The sequence below is a fragment of the Microbacterium sp. 05N427 genome (assembly GCF_056397105.1).
In genome coordinates, this window is the sequence record NZ_JBFTMT010000006.1 from 231,371 (window position 1) to 253,577 (window position 22,207).

Consider the following 22,207-nt stretch of genomic DNA (forward strand, 5'->3'; position numbering starts at 1 on the left):
GGCGACGCTCGCCCCAAACCGACAGGGTGCGCCCCAAACCCAGCAAGGCAGAGCCGACGCGGGACCTACCGCGTGATCGTGCGGCCGTCGGGGTCGCCGGGGCCGTGCGGCCGCAGACGCGCGGGGACCGGCCACGTCAGGGTGTAGCGCTGCGTCGGCGGGCGCTGCATGTCGCCGAAGTCGTCGACCTTGACCGTGATCCGCCCTTCCCCCTCGGGCACGACCTCGACGATCTGCACCCGCAACGGCCCCTCGGCTTCGCCTTCGAGCACCCACGGATCCGCGAGCCATCGGATCCCATGCTCCTCGAGCGCGGCCTCGGCGTCGAGCCAGTCGATCTCGCCGGTGAGCTCGCGGCCGAGCACGTCGACGGCGAGCCAGTCGGCGCCTTCGGGGCGGATCCAGCCCAGGAGTTCGCCGTCCTCACGGCGATGCGGGGTCCAGTCTGCGGGGATCATCCGGCGAGCCTAACCGACGTGGCACGCACGTCCCTCGTCTCGCTCCGCTCGCTCGGGAACCGGTGCCGGCAATCCCCGACCGACGTGGCACGCACGTCCCTCGTCTCGCTCCGCTCGCTCGGGAACCGGGGCCGGCAATCCCCGACCGACGTGGCACGCACGTCCCTCGTCTCGCTCCGCTCGCTCGGGAACCGGGGACGGCGGGCGAAACGGAACGCCCGCCCCGGCACAGGCCAGGGGCGGGCGTCGTGTCACGGAAAGCGCGTCACCAGATCGTGACGCGCTCCTCGGGGGCGAGCCACAGCTTGTCCGACTCGGTCACGTCGAACGCCTCGTAGAAGGCGCCGATGTTGCGCAGGATCTGGTTGCAGCGGAATTCGTTGGGCGAGTGCGGATCGATCGTGAGCAGGCGGATCGTCTCGGCCTCGCGGCTCTTCTGCTGCCATACCTGCGCCCACGACAGCAGCAGGCGCTGCACGCCGGTCAGGCCGTCGATGACGGGTGCCTCGGCGCCGCCGAGAGCGATCTCGTACGCCTTCAGCGCGATGCCGAGGCCACCCAGATCGCCGATGTTCTCGCCGATCGTGAGGGCGCCGTTCACGTGGTGCTCGGCGTCCAGCCCCTCCGGCACGAGTGCGTCGTACTGCGCGATGAGCGACTTCGTGCGCTCCTCGAACGCGGCGCGATCGTCGTCGGTCCACCAGTCCTGCAGCTTGCCTGCGCCGTCGTAGCGGCTGCCCTGGTCGTCGAAGCCGTGCCCGATCTCGTGGCCGATGACGGATCCGATCCCGCCGTAGTTGGCCGCCGCGTCGCGCTCTGCGTCGAAGAACGGATACTGCAGGATCGCCGCAGGGAACACGATTTCGTTCATGAGCGGGTTGTAGTACGCGTTCACCATCTGCGGCGGCATGAACCACTCGTCGCGGTCGATGGGCTTGCCCACCTTGCCGATCGTGCGGTCGTGCTCGGACTGCGCGGCGCGGCCGGCGTTGCCGATGAGGTCGCCCGGGTCGACCGTCACGGTCGAGTAGTCGCGCCACACCTTCGGGTGCCCGATCTTGGGCGTGAACGTGTCGAGCTTGGCGAGCGCCTTCTCCCGGGTCTCCGGGCTCATCCACTCGAGCGTGATGATCGACTGCCGGTAGGCCTCGAGCAGGTTGCCGATGAGTTCGCCCATCGCCTGCTCCGCCGCCGGCGGGTAGTGCCGCTCGACGTAGACCTTGCCGACCGCATCGCCGAGCGCGCCCTCGACGAGCGAGACGCCGCGCTTCCAGCGATCGCGGATCGTGGGGACGCCGGTGAGCTCTGTGCCGTAGAACGAGAAGTTCTCCTGCACGATGTCATCCGTCAGGTAGGCGGCGAGGCCGTGCACGACCTTGGCCCGCAGCCAGGCCTTCCAGTCGTCCAGGCGCTCAGCGGTGAGCAGGGATCCGAGCCCGGAGAAGAAGCTCGGCTGGTAGACGACGGCCTCGGCGAAGGCGGCCGCGCCGGCGGGGCCTGCGACCGCGTCGCGCCACGGCGCGAGGTCCACGCCGACGAGCGCCTGGAACTCGTCCCAGCTCTTCAGGTTGTATGTCTTGACGGCGTCGCGGCTCTCGACGTTGTCCCAGTGGTTCCCCGCGATGTCGTGCTCGAGCGCGAAGGCGCGGTCGGCCTGACCTGCGGCGTCCGCGACACCGGCCAGGGTCAGGATCCGTTCGAGGTGCGCCCGATACGCGGCACGCGTGGCCTCGAAGCTGTCCAGGCGGTAGTAGCTCTCGTCGGGCAGCGAGATGCCCGCCTGCACCACGAACGGCACATAGCGCTCTGGATCACCCGGGTCCGGCTCCACGAACACCCCGATGAGCGCGGCGATGCCCTGACGGTCGAAGGATCCGACCGTCGCGAGGAACTCGTCGATCGTGGTGATCGCATCGACGGCGGCCAGCGGCTCGGCCAGAGGAGCCGTGCCGAGCGCGGCGATGCGCTCGGTGTCCATGAAGCTCGTGAACAGGTCGCCGATCTTGCGCGCCTCTGTGGCGGGCTCTGCGTCCTGCGCCTCCTCGATGATCGCGCGGACGTCCTTCTCGGACTGATCGGCGAGGAGGTGGAAGGATCCCCAGCGCGCCTTGTCGGCGGGGATCTCGGTCGTAGAGAGGAACGTATGGTTCACGTGCCGGTAGAGGTCGTCCTGAGGGCGGATCGCGGGGTCGAAGTCGCCGATGGCGAGGCCGGAGGGAAGAACGTCGGTCATGGGGCCCAGCCTATGCGGCGGAACCGACGGACTCGCCGATCGGGCGGAGGAACGGGAGCACGTTGCGCGAAAAGGGGCAGAAGCAGCGGGATCCGGAAGGGCGTCGGCGCGCCTCGGCGGGCTCATCGTGTCGACCGGAATATCGACCCTGCCGCGAACGGCCGCGCGGTCCTAGTATGAGCACAGGAGCGGCGTGTGGGGCGTCGCGGGATGGGGATCCCATGCGCGGCCTGGGGCAGATGCTCGTGCTGACCGGCGCTGCGCGCGCCGCGGACATGACCTCCGCGGTCTCGGCGGTCGGCGACGGCGACGCGTTGCCGGAATACCTTCTCCGGCACGGGCTGGTGAACGAGACGCAGCTGGCGGAGGCGGTGTCGGTGGCGACCGGCACGCCCTACGTGGATCTCTCCGCGTACCCGCTGGATCCCGAGGTCATCTCGCTCGTGCCTGGCGTGATGTGCCGACGTTACCGCCTGCTGCCGCTGCGACATTACCGCGATCAGCTGACGGTGGCGATGCTGGATCCGACCGACATCATCGCCCTCGACGACGTCGCGAGCATCACGGACCTTCGCGTGAGCCCCGTCGTGGTCACGGGCGAGGCGCTGAACCAGGCGTTCGAGCGGTTCCTGCGCTCCGACGAGGAGCTCACCGACCTGTCGGAGCAGATCGGCGAGGCGTCGACCTCCGCGCACATCGTGTTCACCGAGCAGCTCGACGATCAGGACGCGGATGCGCCCGTGGTGCGTTTCGTGAACCTGCTCATCACGCAGGCGATCAACGACCGTGCGAGCGACATCCACATCGAGCCGGGCGAGCACCGGCTCACGGTGCGGTTCCGCATCGACGGCGTGCTGCACGAGATGCAGCGCGCGGACCGCAGCATCCAGGACGGCGTCATCTCGCGACTGAAGATCATGTCGTCGATCGACATCGCCGAGAAGCGGGTGCCGCAGGACGGGCGCATCTCGGTGCTGCACGAGGGGCGCAGCGTGGACCTCCGCGTCGCGACCCTGCCGACGGTGTGGGGCGAGAAGATCGTGATGCGCATCCTCGACAACAGCGGGCAGGTCATGCTGATGTCGGATCTGCTGTTCTCCGAGCGCAACGCGGAGCGCTTCACGCAGGCGATCTCCCGCCCGCACGGAATGGTGCTGGTGACGGGACCGACCGGATCCGGCAAGTCCACGACGCTCTACACGGCGCTGCGGGCCGTCGCGAACCCGCGCGTGAACGTGATCACCGTGGAGGATCCCGTCGAGTACCGGATCCCGGACATCAATCAGATCCAGGTCAATCCGCGGGCCGGCCTCACGTTCGCGACCGCGCTGCGGTCGATCCTGCGGGCGGATCCGGATGTCGTGCTGGTGGGCGAGATCCGCGACCGCGAGACCGCGGCGATCTCGATCGAGGCGGCGCTGACCGGGCACCTCGTGCTGTCGACCCTGCACACCAACGATGCTCCGAGCGCGCTCACGCGGCTCGTCGAGATCGGCACCGAGCCGTTCCTCGTAGCGACGGCCCTGAGCGCGGTGATCGCGCAGCGGTTGGCACGGCGGCTCTGCGTCAAGTGCCGTCAGCCGATCGACGACGACCGCGCAATGCTCGAGGCCGTCGGCATGCCGCTCGACCTCATCGATGGCGCCACGGTGCACCGCGCCGTGGGCTGCGCGGCCTGTTCCAGCACGGGCTACCGCGGCCGGGTCGCGCTGCACGAGGCGATGGAGGTCACCGACCGCATCGAGCAGGCGCTCGTCGGGCGTGCGACGGGAGGCGAGCTGCACGAGATCGCCCTCGACCAGGGGATGATCCCGCTGCGCGACGACGGCTGGGCCAAGGTGGCTCAGGGCATCACGACGATCGAAGAGGTGCTGCGCGTCTCCGTCTAGTGCTGCTTCGCGAGGTCTCCGTAGAGCGTGAAGATCGGCAGATAGAGCGAGATCACCATGCCGCCGATGACGACGCCGAGCCCGACGATCAGCACCGGCTCGATGAGCGACGACAGCTGCTCGGTGGCGGTCTCGACCTCGTCCTCGTAGAAGTCGGCGATGCTGCCGAGCATCTCGGCGAGCGTGCCGGACTCCTCGCCGACGGCGACCATCTGCGACACCATCGCCGGGAACACCGCGGCTGCGGCCAGCGGAGCGGCGAACGAGCGCCCTCCGCGGATCGACTCCTGGATGTCGCGCACGGTCTGCTCGATCTTCCAGTTGTTCGACGCCTGCCCGACGATCGAGAGCGCCTGGATGATCGGCACGCCGGCGTCGAGCATCATCGACAGGTTCCGGGTGAAGCGCGCCACCGCCATCTTCGTCAGCAGCTTGCCGAAGATCGGCAGCTTCAGCAGGAAGGGATCCACCACCTTGCGATACGCGTCCGTGTACCGGTTGCGCGCCCACCAGATCCACAGCGCGATCAGCAGCACGGCCACCACCGGCGCGATCCACCTCATGTTCTCCGAGACCGTGACCAGGATCTGCGTCGGCAGCGGCAGGCTGGTGCCAAGTCCCGCGAACATGTTCTTGAACACCGGGACGACGAAGACCAGCATCGCGGTGACGCCGAGCACGGCGATGATCAGCACCACGAGCGGGTAGGTCGTGGCGGCGCGGATCTTCGCGTGCAGGTCGGCCTGCTTCTGATACGTCTCGGCGATCGAGGTGAGGGCCTTGCCGAGGAAGCCGCCGGCCTCGCCCACGCGGATGATCGAGACCATGAGCGGCGGGAACACCTGCGGGTGCCGTCCCATCGACGCCGACAGGGAGGACCCGGATTCCACGTCGGTCTGCACGATGACGAGCACCTGCTGCAGCTTCTTGTCGTCGGCCTGCTCCGCCAGCACGGTGAGGGTGCGCAGCAGCGGCAGGCCGGCGTTGATGAGCGCGGCCATCTGGCGGGAGAAGATCGCGAGCGTCTTCGCCGAGACCCCCTTGCGCAGGGACGGCAGCGTGATCTCGCGATGCAGGCCCGTCTTCGCGACAGGCTCGACGCGCAGCGGTGTGAGTCCTTGCGCGCGGAGCTTCGCGGCGACCGCGCTGTCACTCGATGCGTCCATCGTGCCCTTGACCGTCTGCGCCGTGACGCCGTCGAGCGCCTGGTACTCGTACTCCTGGACACCGGCCATCAGGATCCCCATTCCTCGAGCTGGCGGCCGGCGGCGAAGGTCGACCACGACTCGGCGTCCAGATCGGCGGGCTTCACGTGCACACCGTCGATCGATTTCGGATCCACCGCGAACGTGCGCGCCACGTGCGCGGCGATCACGCCCTCGCCGACCAGACGGCGCAGATCCTGGTCGAGGGTGTGCATCCCCACGGACTGGTTCGACTGCATCGTCGAGTACAGCTGAGACACCTGTCCCTCGCGGATCAGGTTCGCGACCGCCGGAGTGTTGATCAGCACCTCGGTCGCGATCGTGCGTCCGACCGCCTGGGCGCGCGGGAGCAGCGTCTGACTGATGATGCCCTGCAGCGTGTCGCCGAGCTGGGTGCGGATCTGGTGCTGCTGATCGGCGGGGAACACATCGACGATGCGGTTGATCGACTTCGCCGCGCCCTGCGTGTGCAGCGTGGAGAGCACGAGGTGCCCGGTCTCCGCGGCGGACAGCGCGGTCGAGATCGACTCCGGATCGCGCAGCTCCCCGACGAGGATCACGTCGGGATCCTGTCGCAGCACCCGTCGCAGCGCCTCTGCGAAGGAGGCGGTGTCGGATCCGACCTCGCGCTGGTGGATGAGCGCTCGCCGGCTCGAGTGATGGAACTCGATCGGATCCTCGATCGTCACGACGTGCACCGGGCGGGTCGCGTTGATGATGTCGACCATCGCCGTCAGCGTGGTGGACTTCCCGGATCCGGTGGGACCCGTGAGCAGCACGAGCCCCCGCGTGCGCAGGGCCAGGTCGTGCGCGATCGCGGGGGCGCCGAGCTCTTCGAGGCTGAACACGCGGTCGGGGATGAAGCGCAGCGCCATCGCGATCTCACCGAGCTGGCGGAACACGTTCACGCGGAACCGCCCGATCTCCACCACAGCATGGGCCAGATCGACCTCGTGGTGCGTCGCGAACTCCTCGCGCTGCGCGGGCGTCATGAGCTCGTAGGCGGCCTGCTCGACCCAGTCGGCGCTCAGTGCCTGCTCATGCCGCGGCACGGGCACGAGGTCGCCGTCGACGCGCATGAGCGGTGCCGCGCCCGCGGTGATGTGCACGTCGCTGGCCCCGGCGCGGGCGCCGATCGCGAGGATGCGGGTGAGCTCCGCTGCGCTCATTTCGAGGCTCCTGCGGTCGGGGCCGCGGCGAGGAACGCCAGCAGATCGACGTGGAGATCGAGCCCGCCACTGCCGGGCGCGAGCGTCGCCTTGTCCACCGCGAGCAGTCGGGCAGAGCCGCGCAGTCCATCGAGGAAGGCCTGTGCGGAGGCCGCATCCGGGACTCTCGCGACCACCGCGATGGGGATCTGCTCGCGGGCCGCTGCGGCGGCGCCGTTCGCGGAGGATCCCAGCGCGCCCGCTCCGCTCTGCACGGTCGTGCCGGCCCCCGCCTTCGAGGTCTGGTCCGCGTTGACATCGGCCTGGGCCGCGACCTTCTTCGCGTCGTCGATGGACCCCGACCCGGCCGACGGCTGGGGCGTGGGCTGCGCCTGCGGCGCGGAGCGCGCCTGCTGCTGCGCTGCCGCACCGGGGCCCGCCGGAACCGGAGCCTGACGCGGGGCGAAGGCGACGAGGTCGCCGCGAGTGGCGCTGGTGAGCGTCGCCCCGGACTCCTGCGCCGACCTGGCGACGATGTCGAACACCTGATCGAGCTCAGGAGAGGCGGGGATCTGACCGCGCAGGGCCTCGACCGAGGCGTCGATCTCGTTCTTGCGCTGCTTCTGCTTCTGCAGTTCCTCGATCTGAGACTGGTATGCGACGTTGGTGGCCGCGACCTGGCTCGTGCTCCCCAGGGCGGTGAACGACTGCCCGGCCAAGGGCAGCACGCCGAAGACGATGGCGAGAGCCACGATCGCGATCGAGACGACCGCTCCGATGAGCGTGATCAGCTGCTTGGTCACTTCGCGACCTCCTTGGCGTACCGGCCGGAGTAGACCGTCTGATCGAACGTGATGTCGACCGTGTAGGTGTAGCGACCGGGGCTCGCTTGGCTGGCGACGTCCGCATTTCCGTCCGCGGCGAGCACACCGTCGACCGCGCGCAGAGCGCGGGAAAGGGCACCCAGGTCTACCGCGCTCGGGCTGTCGATGCTCAGCGTGCCGGTGAGTCCCACGGTCTTCTGCGCCGCGTCCTTCCCGGTCGCTGCGGGATCCGGCGCCGATCCGGGCGTGAGCACGAACCCGGTCACCGCAGCATCAGGCGGAAGGGCGCTGCGCACGTGATCGAAGACCCCGCTCCAGACGAGGTCGGCACCCATCGCCTCGCTGCGGAAGGCGTTCAGCTCGCTCTCGGCGGCGAGAGCACTCGACACATCGCGCATCTGGCCGATCTGGCCGATCAATTGGGTCGAACGAGCCTGTTCGGCGGCGAGCTGCTGCTGCGTGATCTGGTTCCAGGTGAACGCCGCACCGACCAGCAGGACCGCGAGGAGTATCGCGAACAGCCCGATGCGCACCCACAGCGCGGACAGCTTCTCGCGTTCCCGACGTTCGACCTCGGAACGGGGCAGCAGATCGACCCGGGGCGCACCGCCCGGGGACGCAACGACGATGCGAGCCATCATCGGTCCTTTCCGAGGGCGAGCCCTGCCGCGCTCACGAGGTTGAGCGCGAGCTCACCGGTGGGGGCGACGCCGCGCGCCGGCAGCAGGCTCTGAAGGCTGAGCGTGCGCACCGGCATCTCGACGGCGTCCGCGAGGCCGGTCGCGACGCCGTCGATGGTCGATCCGGCGCCGCAGAGCAGAACCTGCTCGATGGGTGACGAGCTCGGCTTGTTCAGATAGAACGCGAGAGTGCTCCGCATCCGGTTGATGACATCCGTGACGGGCCGCAGGGCGACATCAACGCGGAGCGCGCCTCGCGCGACGATCCCCGCGGTTCCGGTGAGGTCCTCGCCGAGCGCGCGCGTCGGATCCGCCGCGCCGTCCGTCACGAACGTGCCGTCCCCGATGCCATCGGGAGCGATCATCTGAAAAGCACGGCGCCGCACGGCACCCGTCTCGAGGTCGACAGGAGTGATCCGGACGAAGTCGGGGATCCCATCGCGCAGGACCACGATCTGCGTCGTGTGATCGCCGATGTGGATCGCTGCCGTCGTGCCGGTGGGAGCGACGAGAGCCGCCGCGCGGGCGAGCCCGAAAGCGGCGAGATCGACGCCGTCGACGCGGATCTTCGCCCGAGCGAAGGAGGCGATCATCGCCTCGATCGTCTCGGAGACGGCAGCGACCAGCAGGCCGTGCAGCTGGTCGCCCTGCTGCGAGATCGGGTAGTAGTCGAGCACGGCCTGCGCGACCGGTACCGGGAGCAGGTCCTGCACCTGGAACGGCAGCGCCTGGCGCAGCAATTCAGGAGCCATCGCCGTCGTCGTGTGCTCCCGCACCAGAACGCGTCGGCTGGCGATACCGAGCGTTGCCGACTTGGCGTGTATCTTCGCGGCGCCCCAGAGCTGGCGGATCGCGACCGCGACGACGCCCTGGTCGAGCACCTCCGAGTCACGCGCCGCATCGGGCGGCAGCGCGACTTCGCCGTAGGCGAGCACCTGCGGCTGGCGCTCGTTGCTCACCTCGACGGCGCGGACGCTCTCCTCCGTGATCTCGACCCCGACGTGACTCTTCGCCATGTCCTTCCCCTTCCCGCGTGTGATTGCTCCGCGGATCGTGTCGTGCCTCAGCCGATCCCGAACAGCCCCAGATACCAGCGCCCGAGCGGATCCCCTATGGCGATCCCGACCCAGGCGCCCACGATCATCCAGGGCCCGAAGGGGATCACCGTCCTGCGTCCGGCCCGGTGCAGCAGCAGCAGCACGATGCCGAAGACCCCGCCCAGCACGAAGGCCGTGAAGGCCCCCACGGCGAGCGCTGACCACCCGCACCAACCCAGATACAGCCCGACCAGCGCGGCGAGCTTGACATCGCCGCCGCCCATCCCGCGCGGGCTGATCGCACGTACGAGGGCGTAGAAGAGGAACAGGATCGCTCCCGCGGTGAGCGCACGCGAGAACGCCGCCCATCCGGCGATCGTCGATCCGGTAGCTGCACCCACGGCCGCCGCGCCTCCCAGCAGCACGATCCCGACCCCGAGCGAAGGAAGCACGATCGCGTCCGGCAGCCGCCTCGTGTCGAGGTCGACGAGCGTCAGAGCGATCGATACCGCGGCGAAGAACAGGAACGCGATCAGCACGATCCAGAGCACCGGGTCCGTCACCCACGAGGCGGATCCCCGCGCGACCCAAGGGGCGCTCGCCGCCTGGTCCTGCGCGTGAGGGAGGGTGCCCCACATCACCGCGACGAACGTCACCCCCGTGAGCGCCTCGACCAGCGGGTAGCGGGCATCGATCGGAGCCCTGCAGTGCGCGCATCGTCCCTGCAGCACGATCCACGACACGACCGGCACGTTCTGCCACCATCGGATCGGCGCCTCGCAGTGCGGGCATCGGCTCTCCCTGCGGAGTGGAATCCCGGCAGGCACGCGATACGCGACGACGTTGAGGAAGGATCCGATGACGAGGCCGTAGACGCCGGCGAGCACGAGGAGCACGGCGTTCATGGCGCGACTTCCGTCTCGGATGTCAGGGTCGGCGGCAGGATGGTCGTGATGGTGCTCCCGGGATTGCCCGCCGACGCCGCCACCTTGCAGCCGAGGTCGATGGTCGGACTCCAGGTCATCGGAGTGCAGGTGAAGTCAGGGTGCACCCAGTGCGGAGTGCCATCGTTGTTGGCGTAGTACTGCCCCTGAAAGATGAGCCCGTTCTGCGAGCTGTTGTTGAGGCCGCACGGCGTATAGAACATCAATCGCGCCTGCACGGTGTTCGGCAGGCCGAGCGCATCGCTCGCCGATCCGGATCCGCAGCTCGGCGCGGTGTCGTTGAGGTTTGAGTCGGCGTGGATGAAGAACAGCTGCGGCGCGGTCGCCAGCGTCGGGGCGCTCGAGGTGAGCGGCCCTGAGGCGTTGACGTTCATGGGCGACCCGGAGGCGATCAACATGACAGCGTCGTTGACGAGCGCGGTGGCCCCGATGTTCACGGCGACCGTGCCGGTGCACGAGCTGAAGTCGATGCCGATGCGCGTGTTGGGGGCGACTGGCGTCGCGGTCAGCAGACTGCTGATGCTCGCGCCGTTGCACGGCCCTGTGGTCCACTGGACACTCGATCCCCATGCCGCCCGAGCCGAGCCGAGGTTGCGCCACGTCGTCATCGCCGTGACCGCGGCAAGGGTGGGGTTCGTACGGTTGGTGCCCGGCTTCGCCGCCGGTGTGCCGCAGAGGGCGGCGTTGGCCGCGGGCGAGGGCGCCGTGGAGCAGTTCGCGACCGTCTGGGCGGGTTTCCCGACGATGCCGGCACCGCTGAACCCCATGCCGATCGAATACCCGCCCAGGATCACGGGTTTGTTGCCGAGCGTGAAGGTGCCGTCGGCGTACACGAACCCGGACGTCGCCACCGCGGCATCACCGAGCGTGAACCCGTTCGCCACGAGGTTCACATTCCCGGCGGTGATCAGGTTGCCCTTGACGGTCGCGGCGTTTCCTCCGCTGGCGGTGATGTCACCGAGCGCGTAGACGCTGCCGTTGACGGTGCAGTTCGCGCTGAGATCGACCGCACCATTGGGCACCCAGAGATCACCGGTGATCACAGAGGACGAGTTGCAGGCGTAATCGCCGCTGCGGATCACGAGGTCGCCGGTGTAGTTGGCATGCGTGGCGAGGAACGATCCGTCGAAGTACGACATCGTCCCGCCCGGCGTGTTCGAGAGGGAGATCGGCCGTTGGTAGAGCGCGACGATCTTGGTGGTCGAACCGTCGGGCCCCTTGCCGCTGGCCGTGATCTGGATCGTGGCCGCGGTCGTCGTGCTCAGGCACGCGTCGGTGAGATGGTCCTTGTCGGGGCCGAACAGCGCGCTCACCGAGGAGTAGAAGGGGGCCGACACGGCGTTCGAGATGGACTTGGTGCACGGGCTGGCGAGGACCGTCGCGAGCATCTGGTCGCGACCCGACTCGGCGGCGACGAAGGCCTGCGTGGCGCTCTTGTTCCTCGAGTTCGCCTGAATCGTGAACATGACGGTCGCGGCCACGATCACCGCGGCGATCACCCCCACGAGCATCACGATGAGCACGGCCACCAGCGCCGCCCCGCGATCGCGGCGGTCGGGGTCGAGGGAGTCCTGGATCACCAGCATGGGCCGAGGCTCCCTGCTGCGGAGTTGCGCATGTACGCCGTGCCCTGGAAGCGCACCGGAGCGGCGACCGCCCGCGAGCCCGATTTGCTGAGCGCGTCGAAGCTGTAGCTGATGCTGGTGCCGCTCTTGGTGATGAACGAGCCCGAGGCGACGGTGACATCCGTCTGCCAGAGCGGCCAGCCCGAGGCCGCCGCGGGTGCGGAGGCGACGGTCATGTGCAGGCCGTCGGCCGCGAGCTGGAATGCCTGGCAACGAAGCCCGCCGCCGAGCGCGGTGTTCACTCGGAGCATCGTCCCGTCGGCCGAGACGTCGAAGGCGATGGCGTTGCGCATGGCTCGTTCCACCTCCGAGGCGATGAGCTGCCCGCGGGTCGTCGCCTGGCTCTGCGCATTGACCGCTTCCTGCGAGCGCCACACGTTGCTGAACAGCGTCCCCATGACCAGGCCGACAACGCCGAGGATGGCGACGACCACGACCAGTTCGATGAGGGAGACGCCTTGCTCGTCCGGACTGCGACGCTTCATGGCGAGGTCACCGCATCCGGGGGGATGATCACGAGTGCGTCCGCCGTCGCGAGCGTGCTTCCGCTTTGCACCGCGATGACACGGATCGACACGGTGGCCCCTTTGCTACAGGATCCGATCGTCGCCTGCGTCGTGAAGGTGTTTCCATGGCCGTCGAGGAACGAGCGAGGCGTCGCCGCCGTTCCGAGGATCGAGCCGATCGTCGCGCAATCCGGCGTCTGCCTGACCTGATCGATGAGGCCGTTGACCTGACGGGTCGCGGTCGCGACGGATGACTGCTGCGCCGAGAACCGCAGGCCGTTGACCAGGGCGGGAAGGATCGACACGGCGATGAGCGCGAGCAGGAACATCGCGATGACCACCTCGACGATTCCCAGACCGTCGTCGGAACCTGGTCGTCTGTCGTTCACCATGGTTCTTCACCCCCTTGTCGGGCTCAGCTCAGGGGGTGGCGCGCACCGCTCCCGAGCTGAGCACGACGTTCAGCGTCAGCAGCCAGGTCCGGCTTTGCCCACAACACCGCCGGCCGTGGATCCGGCACCGGCGGCCGAGACGCAGAAGCCGTCCAGCGTCAGGGGTCCTGCGACGGTGACCGTCGAGTTGCCGGACGAGTTGTAGACCGTGGCCGGAACCGCCCCGGCTGCAGTGATCAGCGGCGTCGTCTTCGCGAGGTCGGCCGCAACCGCCGACGCCGCGCTGGCCGCGATCGACTTCAACGAATTGTCTTTGGCCTGCTGCTGAATACCGGCGAAGATCGGGATCGCGATCGCGACCAGGATCCCCAGGATCACCACGACGATGATCAACTCGATCAGTGAGAAACCGGCCTCATCGCCGTTCTCACGTGCTTGTTTCTTTGCCTCGAGGGCGCGACGAATAACGAGCATTTCTTGTCCCCATTTCAGAGAGTCGTTTCGGGTAAAAACGCACTCTGCGAACCGGCGCGTCCCTGCGCCCATCAATCAATGCCGAGTTGTCCCGGTCCCCAGATTCGGACTCGAGCTGTCCCAGAGCTCTCATCCTGGGAAAAGGATGGACCTCTCTTAGCACATGCGCAAGAGAAAAGCCAAAACCGCTATTTCGGGATACCAAGCACGACCGTTCGAGCCCACGGGGACCGGAAGTTCGCGCCGCCCCAGACCCCGGTGACGGCCTCAGGATCCGGGCGTCACCGGCAGCAGCACCTTCAGGCAGAAGCCGTCGTCGGTGTACTCGGCGAAAACGTCTCCGCCGTGCGCCCTGGCGAGCCCGCGGGCGATCGCGAGCCCCAGCCCCGCGCCCGACGCCACCGCATCCGGCGCGGCGCCGCCCGTGCGGGACGGATCCGAACGCCAGCCGACCTCGAACATGCGGTCCAGGTCCTCCACGGCCACGCCGCTGCCATGGTCGAGCACGGCGAGTACCAGCCGGTGCGGCGACGGCGACTCCGCGAAGACGAGGATCTCGGACCCCTCCGGCGCGTGCCGCACGGCGTTCGTGAGCAGGTTGACGATCACGCGGGTGAGCTGATGCGGATCGGCCCACAGCACGTGCCCGTCGATGCCCTGCTGCACGATGCGGACCCGATGCTCCCCCGCTGCGGTGCGCACGTCGGTCACCGCATCCGAGACCACGTCGAGCAGATCGACCTGCTCCGCCCGCAGCCGCAACGAGCCCGAGGTGATGCGGGACAGCTCGAAGAGGTCATCGACCATCCGGCCCATCGTCTCGACCTGAGCACGGACCTGACCGGGGAACGCCTCCGGGTCCGCGAGCCCTGCCTCGGCGGACTCCGCGAGGGCGCGGATCGCGGTCAGCGGAGTACGCAGATCGTGCGAGATCCAGGCCAGGAAGCGTCGGCGGTCGGAGTCCAGCCGTTCCAGCTCGGCCCTCGCTTCGCTGAGCTTCGCCGACACCTCGGCGAGTTCGCCCGACAGGTCGTCGAATTCGCGCCAGCCGCTGGATCCGCCGTCCACGACGTCGCCCTCGCCGACCCGGCGCACGGCGGCCGAGAGCCCCCGCACCGAGCTCCGCGCCGCACGGGCGGTGATCCATGCGGTCGCGAGCGCGCACAGCAGCGCCGCACCGAGCACCCACACCAGCACCGTGAAGTCGTGCGCCGACAGATACATCTCGGCCGAGATCGCGAGCACGCCCGTCGCCAGTGCGAGCACCGACGCGACCCCGACCACCACCAGTCGCAGCGTCAGCCCGGCTCGCCGTGCACGACGCAGCACCAGTACCGCCGCACACGTGACGACCGCCGCGCAGACGAGCGCGGTGAGCAGGATGAGCAGGACGTCCGCGACGCCGAGGGGCATCACGCGCCGGATCCGTCCGCCGAGAACCGGTAGCCGGCGCCCCACTCCGTGAGCAGATGCAGAGGACGACGCGGATCCTGTTCGATCTTCTCCCGCAGCCGGCGCACGTGCACGGTCACCGTGCTGGCCTCGCCGAACGACCAGCCCCAGACCTCGCGCAGGATGTCGTCGCGGGACAGCACCTCCCCGTCGTGCTGCACGAGGTGCGCCAGCAGCTCGTACTCGCGCGCGGCGAGCGGCACCTCCTCGCCCCGCACGTGCACCCGGCGGCGAGCCGGATCCAGCCGGAAGTCGCCGCGCACGATCTCGCGCGTCGGCGCCGCCGCCGCCCTGGACCGGCGCAGCAGCGCCCCGACCCGCAGCAGCAGCTCGCGCAGCGCGAAGGGCTTCACCAGGTAGTCGTCGGCGCCGGTCTCCAGCCCCTCGATCCGCTGCTCGACCTCGCCGAGCGCCGTGAGCATGATGATCGGCACGGCCGAGCGCTCCCGCGCGTCGCGCGCGACCTCGTCACCGCTGAGGCCCGGCAGCATGCGGTCGACGATGAGCACATCAGGCGGATCCGCCCGCACCGAGCGCTGCGCCGTGATCCCGTCTCCGAACGCCTCGACGACGTAGCCGTTCGCGCCGAGGTAGCGCTCGACCGCGACGCGCACGGTGGGGTCGTCCTCGACGACCACCACGCGGGGCGGCGCGATCGCTGACGTCTCCATGTTCAGAGGCTAATCCCGGTGCGCAGAAGGGAGGCGGGTTCCTTACGGCCCTGAAAGAACTCCCCCACGGCTCTCGCCCCGTATCTACCGTCGATTCCGTACTCACAGCCGGCACATCCGTCGCCGGCGCATCCACGGAATGGAGCACTCATGCGCAAGATCGCTTTCGTCCCGGCCACGCTCGGCGTGGCCGTCCTCGCCCTCGGCCTGTCCTTCGCGGGCTGCAGCTCGACACCCGGCGGATCCTCTCCGTCGTCCGACACGATGTCGACCTCGTCATCGCAGCCGAGCTCGTCCCCGATGTCGTCCATGGACGCCATGCACAAGACCGGCACGTTCATGGGCCTGAACGGCAAGAAGGTGCAGGGCTCCGTGACCGTGTCCGGATCCGAGCTCGTGCTCAGCGGCTTCTCCTCCGACGAGGGGCCCGATCTGCACGTGTACCTGACGAAGGGCACCGACGAGGCCGCCGTCTCCGCCGGCACGCAGATCGACACGGTCGCCTTCGACAAGGCGTCGCAGACGTTCATGCTGAGCGGCGTCGACCTCTCGAAGTACACCGACGTCGTGATCCACTGCGACAAGGCCAAGGCGGTGTTCGGGGCCGCCGCGCTCTCATGACCGCGACGGCGGTGCGGGTCGGCCGTGGGGAGCCTGCCCGCACCGCGCCCTGGCTGCGCGCCTCCGCGATTCTCGGCGCAGCGGCCCGGATCGCGGCGGGCCTGCTGTGGCTGAACGAGGGGATCCTGAAGTACCGCGCGGGGTTCGGATCCGCCGACATCCTGCTCGTCGCACAGAGCGCCGGAGGCAACAGCCGGGTACCGTTCTTCTTCCGCCCCTTCGGCACGCTCATGCAGGCGGCACCTGCTCTGTTCGGCCTCGCGATCCCCGCGCTCGAGGTGGGGCTGGGAGTGCTGCTCGTGCTCGGCTTGGGGAGGGTGCTGACCGCGATCGCCGCCCTCGGATCCATCGCCACACTGATGCTGTACTGGTCATCGGATCAGCTCATCGCGCAGTACCCGGTGATGGTCCTGCTTTCGGCGGTCGTGCTGGTGCTGCCGCAGTCCGGGCGTATCGGCGTCGCGTGGTGGTGGGGGCGACGGCGGGCCCGGTCACCGCGCACGGGGTGACGGCGGGCGGGCGCAGCCGGTGACGGCGGGCGGGGTGCGCACGCGGTGAAGCCGGGCGGGCGGGACGCTCGTCAGGGCTTTCGGAACCAGCGCCTCCTCGGCTCCGGCGGCGGGGGCTCCTCCGCTGCGGCGGCGGCTCGACGCCCGTGCCACGCCTCGACCTCGACCTCCACGTCCCGGGGCTTCGTCACCACGGGCGGCCCGCCGAGCAGCTGGCGGCGGGCCTCGATCACGCGCCGGTTGAAGTCCTCCAGCACCGCGCGCACGTCGCTCTCCCGCCGCAGGGCGTCGAGGTGGGCGTCGAGCTCGCGGTCCTCCACGCGCAGCATGAGGGCGGGAGGGCCGAGACCGGTGAGGTTCTCCCGCTCGATCTTGCGGCGGATCCACCAGTCCGGATCGTGATGGTCGCCGAGGCCGGGGATCGGCTTGCCCGCACCGGGGAGGTCGTCGAACTGCCCCTGACGGATGGCCACCTGGATCGCGGTCTCGACGATCGCCGGCATCGTCTCGGCGTTCAGGGCGGCGGGCGGAGCGGTCTGGTGGTGCTGGTCCGCTGCGGTCTGCGTGCTGCCGCGCCCGTGGGCGTTCGCCTCCGCGTCGTGCACGCTCCGTGCGGCGTCATGCGCGCGGCGCACGCGGTCCGGATCCTTCATCGCGCCTCCTCCGGTCGATCGCCTCGGGTGCTGCCAGCCTATGCGGCTGCTCGACGGCGCGGCGGTCGGGGCGCCGTTCGAGCCCTCGGAAAGAGGGACTACTCGTCCTCCACAAGAGCCGATCCGGGGAAGTTCTCCACAGAACAGAAATGATCTCTGATCTGGGTGTTCGAATGTCGGTGGCCCCCTGTTGGATGGAGGTATGGCATCCACCCCGCGCGAGGCTCTGGAGCAGGTCGAGCACCTGCTCCAGAGGGTGTGCGCGTCGGGCGAGATGGCCGGCCAGTTCGACGGGGTCTCCGATGACGACGCGATTCGGATCCTGCAGACGTTGGGCCGGATGCAGCGGCTGCTCGACGGCGCGATCACGACCGCGACCGTGCATGCCGTGCAGCGCGACGCCGGAGCCGCGTCGACCACGATCACCACCGCGGCAGGGTGCGCAGATGTAACCGAGTTGCTGCGCAGGGCGCTGCGCGTGGACGTGGGCACCGCCCGCCGGTATCTGCGCACCGCGAACGCGGTCGGTCGCGACTTCCTGCATTCCTCGGGCGAGCACGGGGCTGCGCGGTATGAGGCGCTTGCGCAGGTACTGCGCGACGGGGAGATCTCGACGACCGGGCTGCTCGCCGCGATCGGGCCGGTGGAGCGATCCGGGAACCGGATCAGCGCCGACGCCCGGGGCGCCGTCGACGAGATCCTCGCGACGATGGCGCGCGGCCTCGATCTGCCCGACGACCACGGGAGGCCTGGCCCTGCGCCGTCCACGGACGAGCTTGCGAATCATGCGCAGGCCCTCATGCTCGCCTTGGATCCGGACGGAGCCGAACCCGACGACCGGAAGGCGGAGCGGAACCGGGGATTCACGATCGGCCGGCTGCGCGACGGGGTGCGTCCGGTGCGCGGCGGGCTGCTGCCCGAAGTCGCGGGGGCCTTGGAGCGTCTGTTCGACGCGTTCAACAACCCTGCCGCGACGGATGCCCCGAACCTCACCGAGCGCCTCCGCGAGACGGACGGTGTCGTCCTCGACGACCCGGGATCCGAGGGAACGGCGACGCACGACGCGCAAGGCGCGGTCCGGTTCGTCGAGGACGACACGGAGTCTCTCGAGCCGGTCTTCGCCGGCGGCCCGAGCGCCCCGATCGACACACGCACGCGCGCGCAGCGCAATCACGACAACCTCGCGGCGATCCTGAATATCGCGGCCGGACATTCCGCGATGCCCGCCCTCGGCGGCGCAGCCCCGACACTCGTGGTGTCGGTGGCCGCCGAAGACTACGCGAACGGCACAGGGCGGGCGTTCGTCGAAGGTTCCGGCATCGATGTGCCCCTCAGCGTCGCTCAGCACACGGCCTGCGCGGGCGGGATCCAACGGGTCCTGTTCGACGAACACGGGCAGATCGTCTCGATCGGCACCACAGCCCGCATCTTCAACGCGGCGCAACGCCGCGCGATCCTGCTCCGCGACAGGGAGTGCCTGATCCCCGGCTGCCACACCCCATCGACCTGGTGCGAGATCCATCACGTTCGCGAGCACGCCGACGGCGGACCCACCCACACCAGTAACGGCGTCGCTCTGTGCTGGCATCACCACCGCACGCTCGATGTGTCCGGATGGGAGATCCGCATGCGTCTCGGCGTGCCCGAGATCCGCGGCCCCGCCTGGTGGGATCGCACCCGCACCTGGCACCGCCCTCGCACCCGTGCCGGCACCCGCGGTGCGGTCCGAAGGCTCGTCACCACGGCCCTCGCCCCGCCGGGATGAGCACCGGAGCGCAAAGCGCATCGATCGGACTCCGCCGCCGGCGGCACACGGTGTCCCCGGCCGCCCCTAGGCTCATACGGTGCACTCCGCGACGCCGAGCCCGAGCCCGGGTGACAGACCACGCCCGAGCGGAGCACCGACCCTGAATCGCGAGATCATCCGCCTCGCCGTGCCCGCCCTCGGCGCACTCGTGGCAGAGCCCGCGTTCCTCATGGTCGACGCGGCGCTGGTCGGGCACCTCGGCACCACGCCGCTGGCGGGGCTCGGCATCGCATCGGCGATCCTGCAGACCATCGTCGGGCTGATGATCTTCCTGGCCTACTCGACCACGCCCGCGGTGGCGCGGCGTTTCGGCGCGGGCGACCACGGCGATGCCGTGTCGGTCGGCATCGACGGCATGTGGCTCGCACTCGGACTCGGCGCGGTCCTCGCGGTGATCGGCTCCCTCCTCACCCCCGCCGTGATCCCGCTGTTCGGCGCCACTCCGGAGGTCGCGGCCCAAGCCGCCGACTACCTCGCGCCGTCCATGTGGGGGCTGCCCGCGATGCTCGTCGTCTATGCCGCGACGGGACTGCTGCGCGGCATGCAGGACACCGTCACCCCGCTGTGGATCGCGGGCATCGGCTTCGCCGCGAACGCGCTGCTGAACTGGCTCTTCATCTACGGATTCGGCTGGGGCATCGCCGGATCCGCCTTCGGCACCGTCGTCGCCCAGTGGGGCATGGTCGGCGCCTACGTGCTCGTGATCGGGCGCCTGGCACGCCGGCACGAGGCCTCGGTCGCCCCTGAGCTGAGCGGAATCCGCGGATCCGCGCGCTCCGGGGGCTGGCTGTTCCTGCGCACCGTAAGCCTCCGGGTGGCACTGCTCGCGACCGTGGGCATCGCGACCGGCATCGGCACGCGCGAGCTCGCCGGATGGCAGGTCGTGTTCACGATCTTCTCCGCCGCGGCCTTCGCTCTCGACGCGCTCGCGATCGCCGCGCAGGCCCTCATCGGAAAGAGCCTGGGCGCCGAGGATCCGAACGGAGCGCGGCACGTGCTCGCCCGCACCGTCGCCTGGGGCGCCTGGTTCGGGGTGATCGTCGGAGTGCTCATCGCCGCACTGTCGGCGATCATCGGTCTCGCCTTCACGGGCGATCCGGCCCTTGCGGCGCTGATCCAGCCCGCCCTCATCGTGCTCGCCATCGCCCAGCCGATCGCGGGCATCGTGTTCGTCCTCGACGGAGTGCTCATGGGCGCCGGCGACGCGCGCTACCTCGCCATCGCCGGCGGCCTGAACCTCGTACCGTTCTTGCCCGCGCTCGCCCTCATCGCCGCGACCGGGGTCAACGGCGTCGCTGGCCTGGTCTGGCTGGCCGTCGCGTTCTTCGGCGTGTACCTGTGCGCGCGGCTCGCCACGCTCGGTCTACGCGTCCGGACCGGACGCTGGCTGGCGGTCGAGGTCTGACGAGACCGTGAGTCCTGGCATTCTGAGCGGATCCACGCGACACTGAAGGGGTGCTGACCATGAACGAACCGCAGGTATGGACACTCATCGGAGTGTTCGCGGCCGGGATGTTCGGCATGATCACGATCGTCACGACGATGTTCACGCGCGTCGTTCGGAGCGAGATCGGCGGACTCAGGTCGGAGTTCAAGGGCGAGCTCTCCGAGTTGCGCGCGGACCTCAAAGGCGAGATCGCGGGGCTGCGCAGCGAGGTCCGCACCATCGACCGCGATGTCAGCGCACTCATGAAGCACACCTTCGGCATCGACCACGACTGACGAACGATCGGACCGCTTCCCGCAGTCCTCGCACTTCGGAGCCGCGAGAGCATGGCGCACTGAGCGCCACCGCCCGCCCGCACTCAGCGTCCCCTGCCGTGCACCTCGCGCTCCTCGATCGCGTCGAGCTCCGCCGTCGCCCGCGCTCGCAGCGTGTCGGACAGCCCGTGGTCGCCGATCGCCCGCGGCACCCGGGGGCGTTCCTCGGGCCGGCCGCGATGCATCGCGTAGCCCCAGGTCGCGAAGCCGAGCAGCGGCCCCCACAGCCAGAAGGGCAGCACGAGCATCAGCTCCCACACGCCCCCGGCCAGCGCACCGCCGCTCGACGAGACGACGCGCACCAGATCCACCCCGCCCACCGTGAACATCACCGCCACGAACGACGCCGCGATCACCGCGAGCCCGACCGGCACCGGACGGCCCCCCACACCGCCCATCCACTGCGGGAACCGGTCCGCCCACGGCAGGCACAGCGCGAGCGTGAGCAGACCCGCTGCAAGCATCGCGCCGCCGAGCAGCAGGCCCACCATGAGGATGTCCGGCGCCAGAGCGCCCCTCGGCGCGAACAGCGGCCAGGGCGTCAGCCACGTGAGGCGGCAGAACAGGTACGGCAACGCGCACAGCGCCGCCGCGATGGTGATCACGCGCCGATGCCGCAGCACGCCCGCCGCGAACCGGCCTCGCACGGCGGGCTCGCCGAGCGCCCAGGCGGCGAGCGCGCCCGCGGCGACCAGGTGCGCGAAGGAGACCGCCAGCTCGCCGAGCCGCGGAGCGAGCGCCTCCAGCACGCGCGGTGTGAACGTCGTCAGCGGCAGCCGGAGCGCCGCCAGCACGACGACGCCGACGACGAGCGCGATCCCGACGACGCCGATCACGGGCCTCCGCACCGTCAGCAGCACGAGTCCCACGACGACCAGCCCCGCCACGACAAGCACGAACGAATAGCCGGCGACCGGGATGATCCCTCCGGGGATCAGCGCAGCCACCAGCAGCGCCACGATCACCGCGGTGATGCGCAGCCCGCCCGACGGAGCACCGACGACCACCGCGGCAGCACCGGCACCTCCCCGCTGTCCGCGCAGCCCGAGCACCCCGACGGCCACTGCGGCGAGCCCCGCCGCGATCGACACGGCCGCGGCCACGGGCGCCCCGACGACCGCGGCGACGAGGCTCGGAGCCGCGCCTGCGGAGACGACGCCCGTGACGAGGAGTCCGATCGCGCCGAGAAGGGCGACGACCACTCCGAGCACAAGGCCGACGATCAGCAGCACGACACGCGTTCTGTTTCTCATGTCCCGAACGCTACGGATCCGGATCCGACCTCCGCGTCGCCCCCGAGGACGGTTCCGGATCACCC

22 protein-coding genes are annotated in these 22,207 nt (G+C 69.7%); 6 read left to right on the forward strand and 16 right to left on the reverse strand.

The annotated features are described in order from the left end of the window. Positions 1–65: 65 nt before the first annotated feature. Together AC1DG4_RS07780 and AC1DG4_RS07785 are read right to left on the reverse strand one after the other, a co-directional pair. Positions 66–458 carry a hypothetical protein gene (locus AC1DG4_RS07780; RefSeq protein ID WP_477375604.1) on the reverse strand — a complete coding sequence of 131 codons (393 nt, stop codon included), beginning with the start codon at positions 456–458 and terminating at the stop codon, positions 66–68. 265 nt (positions 459–723) lie between these two features. Continuing rightward, positions 724–2,691 (reverse strand): M13 family metallopeptidase, encoded by a 1,968-nt coding sequence (locus tag AC1DG4_RS07785; RefSeq protein ID WP_477375602.1) that lies wholly within the window; start codon positions 2,689–2,691, stop codon positions 724–726. Between the two features lie 221 nt (positions 2,692–2,912). On the opposite strand from AC1DG4_RS07785, the gene AC1DG4_RS07790 reads away from it, so the two are divergent. Beyond that, positions 2,913–4,580: a GspE/PulE family protein gene (locus AC1DG4_RS07790; RefSeq protein WP_477375600.1), complete on the forward strand. Its 1,668-nt coding sequence runs from the start codon at positions 2,913–2,915 to the stop codon at positions 4,578–4,580. Here AC1DG4_RS07790 and AC1DG4_RS07795 read toward each other — a convergent pair. The 12 genes from AC1DG4_RS07795 to AC1DG4_RS07850 form a co-directional block, all read right to left on the reverse strand. Next, positions 4,577–5,815 carry a type II secretion system F family protein gene (locus AC1DG4_RS07795; RefSeq protein ID WP_477375598.1) on the reverse strand — a complete coding sequence of 413 codons (1,239 nt, stop codon included), beginning with the start codon at positions 5,813–5,815 and terminating at the stop codon, positions 4,577–4,579. The genes AC1DG4_RS07790 and AC1DG4_RS07795 overlap by 4 nt on opposite strands. Then, positions 5,815–6,954, reverse strand: a complete 1,140-nt coding sequence (locus AC1DG4_RS07800) for a type IV pilus twitching motility protein PilT (RefSeq protein WP_477375596.1) — start codon at positions 6,952–6,954, stop codon at positions 5,815–5,817. The genes AC1DG4_RS07795 and AC1DG4_RS07800 overlap by 1 nt, the downstream gene beginning before the upstream one ends. After that, positions 6,951–7,736 carry a hypothetical protein gene (locus AC1DG4_RS07805; protein WP_477375594.1) on the reverse strand — a complete coding sequence of 262 codons (786 nt, stop codon included), beginning with the start codon at positions 7,734–7,736 and terminating at the stop codon, positions 6,951–6,953. Before AC1DG4_RS07805 ends, AC1DG4_RS07800 begins: the two co-directional genes overlap by 4 nt. Further along, positions 7,733–8,395, reverse strand: coding sequence for a hypothetical protein (locus tag AC1DG4_RS07810; protein ID WP_477375592.1), 663 nt, complete (start codon positions 8,393–8,395; stop codon positions 7,733–7,735). Before AC1DG4_RS07810 ends, AC1DG4_RS07805 begins: the two co-directional genes overlap by 4 nt. After that, positions 8,395–9,453 (reverse strand): pilus assembly protein PilM, encoded by a 1,059-nt coding sequence (gene pilM / locus AC1DG4_RS07815; RefSeq protein WP_477375590.1) that lies wholly within the window; start codon positions 9,451–9,453, stop codon positions 8,395–8,397. Before pilM ends, AC1DG4_RS07810 begins: the two co-directional genes overlap by 1 nt. A gap of 47 nt (positions 9,454–9,500) precedes the next feature. Beyond that, positions 9,501–10,379 (reverse strand): prepilin peptidase, encoded by an 879-nt coding sequence (locus AC1DG4_RS07820; protein ID WP_477375588.1) that lies wholly within the window; start codon positions 10,377–10,379, stop codon positions 9,501–9,503. Beyond that, positions 10,376–12,004, reverse strand: a complete 1,629-nt coding sequence (locus tag AC1DG4_RS07825; protein ID WP_477375586.1) for a type IV pilus modification PilV family protein — start codon at positions 12,002–12,004, stop codon at positions 10,376–10,378. Before AC1DG4_RS07825 ends, AC1DG4_RS07820 begins: the two co-directional genes overlap by 4 nt. Continuing rightward, positions 11,995–12,528: a prepilin-type N-terminal cleavage/methylation domain-containing protein gene (locus AC1DG4_RS07830; RefSeq protein ID WP_477375584.1), complete on the reverse strand. Its 534-nt coding sequence runs from the start codon at positions 12,526–12,528 to the stop codon at positions 11,995–11,997. The genes AC1DG4_RS07825 and AC1DG4_RS07830 overlap by 10 nt, the downstream gene beginning before the upstream one ends. After that, positions 12,525–12,941: a type IV pilus modification PilV family protein gene (locus AC1DG4_RS07835; RefSeq protein ID WP_477375582.1), complete on the reverse strand. Its 417-nt coding sequence runs from the start codon at positions 12,939–12,941 to the stop codon at positions 12,525–12,527. Before AC1DG4_RS07835 ends, AC1DG4_RS07830 begins: the two co-directional genes overlap by 4 nt. A gap of 75 nt (positions 12,942–13,016) precedes the next feature. Next, entirely contained in the window at positions 13,017–13,487 is a 471-nt protein-coding gene (locus AC1DG4_RS07840; protein WP_477375580.1) for a type IV pilin protein, read from the reverse strand. A gap of 195 nt (positions 13,488–13,682) precedes the next feature. Then, positions 13,683–14,828, reverse strand: a complete 1,146-nt coding sequence (locus AC1DG4_RS07845) for a sensor histidine kinase (RefSeq protein ID WP_477377312.1) — start codon at positions 14,826–14,828, stop codon at positions 13,683–13,685. Next, positions 14,828–15,538: a response regulator transcription factor gene (locus AC1DG4_RS07850; protein ID WP_477375578.1), complete on the reverse strand. Its 711-nt coding sequence runs from the start codon at positions 15,536–15,538 to the stop codon at positions 14,828–14,830. Before AC1DG4_RS07850 ends, AC1DG4_RS07845 begins: the two co-directional genes overlap by 1 nt. Positions 15,539–15,688: 150 nt before the next feature. Here AC1DG4_RS07850 and AC1DG4_RS07855 point away from each other — a divergent pair, with 150 nt between their 5' ends. Together AC1DG4_RS07855 and AC1DG4_RS07860 are read left to right on the forward strand one after the other, a co-directional pair. Beyond that, entirely contained in the window at positions 15,689–16,159 is a 471-nt protein-coding gene (locus tag AC1DG4_RS07855) for a DM13 domain-containing protein (RefSeq protein ID WP_477375576.1), read from the forward strand. Beyond that, positions 16,156–16,668 carry a hypothetical protein gene (locus AC1DG4_RS07860; RefSeq protein ID WP_477375574.1) on the forward strand — a complete coding sequence of 171 codons (513 nt, stop codon included), beginning with the start codon at positions 16,156–16,158 and terminating at the stop codon, positions 16,666–16,668. The genes AC1DG4_RS07855 and AC1DG4_RS07860 overlap by 4 nt, the downstream gene beginning before the upstream one ends. Before the next feature lie 71 nt (positions 16,669–16,739). On the opposite strand, the gene AC1DG4_RS07865 is transcribed toward AC1DG4_RS07860, so the two are convergent. Continuing rightward, positions 16,740–17,321 (reverse strand): DnaJ family domain-containing protein, encoded by a 582-nt coding sequence (locus AC1DG4_RS07865; RefSeq protein ID WP_477375572.1) that lies wholly within the window; start codon positions 17,319–17,321, stop codon positions 16,740–16,742. 202 nt (positions 17,322–17,523) lie between these two features. Here AC1DG4_RS07865 and AC1DG4_RS07870 point away from each other — a divergent pair, with 202 nt between their 5' ends. From AC1DG4_RS07870 to AC1DG4_RS07880, 3 genes are all read left to right on the forward strand, one after another. Then, complete coding sequence (locus AC1DG4_RS07870; protein WP_477375570.1) at positions 17,524–19,086, forward strand: HNH endonuclease signature motif containing protein; 1,563 nt, start codon at positions 17,524–17,526, stop codon at positions 19,084–19,086. A 79-nt stretch (positions 19,087–19,165) separates the two neighbouring features. Then, on the forward strand, positions 19,166–20,533 hold the full coding sequence (locus tag AC1DG4_RS07875; protein ID WP_477375568.1) for an MATE family efflux transporter: 1,368 nt from the start codon (positions 19,166–19,168) through the stop codon (positions 20,531–20,533). A 59-nt stretch (positions 20,534–20,592) separates the two neighbouring features. Beyond that, positions 20,593–20,850, forward strand: a complete 258-nt coding sequence (locus tag AC1DG4_RS07880) for a hypothetical protein (RefSeq protein ID WP_477375566.1) — start codon at positions 20,593–20,595, stop codon at positions 20,848–20,850. 83 nt (positions 20,851–20,933) lie between these two features. Here the strand turns inward: AC1DG4_RS07880 and AC1DG4_RS07885 are convergent, their stop codons facing one another. Further along, positions 20,934–22,142 (reverse strand): hypothetical protein, encoded by a 1,209-nt coding sequence (locus AC1DG4_RS07885; protein WP_477375564.1) that lies wholly within the window; start codon positions 22,140–22,142, stop codon positions 20,934–20,936. Positions 22,143–22,207 lie beyond the last annotated feature (65 nt).